The sequence below is a fragment of the Vibrio sp. 1069 genome, from assembly GCF_033340555.1.
The window spans coordinates 1-920 of sequence record NZ_JAWOWP010000166.1 but is presented as its reverse complement, the minus strand read 5'-3'; the positions used below and the strand labels follow the sequence as shown (position 1 = coordinate 920).

Here is a 920-nt window from a genome sequence, read left to right as displayed (position 1 = left end):
GGACTACCTACCGCCAGAAGCGCAATTCGCTTCAAATCTCGCGAATAAAAATCATGCTTATATTAGCCGCTATGCGCTAGGGCGTGATTACCATAAGCTGGTCAGAAAGCAGCTCAACAAGTTGGGTAAGCTCATAGAAGAAGAAGTGGGTCAGTTTGGTTATCGCCCTTTTGTCGACTCTGCGCCAATACTTGAGCGGCCTTTAGCCCAAAAGGCCGGATTGGGTTGGACAGGTAAACACTCACTGATCTTAGATAAAGAGTGTGGTTCTTGGTTCTTCCTTGGTGAGCTGCTGATTGACCTACCTTTGCCAGTCGATACTCCAAGTGTCGACCAATGCGAAAAATGCCGAGCGTGTATTACGTCATGCCCGACTCAAGCCATTGTAGAAGATAAAGTTGTCGATGCGAGACGCTGTATCTCTTATCTCACGATAGAGTTTGATGGTGTCATCCCTGAAGAATTCCGCAAACCGATGGGTAACCGCATCTACGGTTGTGATGACTGCCAACTCGTCTGCCCATGGAACCGCTATGCAGACGTAACCGAACAAGAAGATTTCCATCGCAGGGAAAGCTTTCACCATCCAGACTTAGTTGAATTATTCCAATGGGACGAGGCGACGTTCTTAAAAAATATGGAAGGTTCTGCTATCCGTCGTATCGGTCACGAACAATGGCTACGTAATATATCTGTCGCACTTGGTAATGCAGAATACAGCCAACGGGTGATAGACGCACTTAATGCGCGACTTGGTGAAAGTAAATTACTGGATGAGCACATCGAATGGGCACTTACCCAGCAGCTCAACCATATCCCTTCTGTAGATGCAGAACCGATTGAGACGAAGAAAAAGCGTTTAATTAGAATTGTTGAGAAAGGCTTACCTAGGGATGCCTAGTGCGTAGCCTATATGCAAG

At 46.6% G+C, this 920-nt stretch carries 1 protein-coding gene; it reads left to right on the top strand.

Features of this window, described 5'->3' with window-relative positions; genetic code table 11:
* Positions 1 to 901, top strand: a 901-nt coding sequence (queG, locus tag R7040_RS25215; protein WP_318097382.1) for a tRNA epoxyqueuosine(34) reductase QueG, incomplete at its 5' end; no start/stop codon positions are given.
* Positions 902 to 920 lie beyond the last annotated feature (19 nt).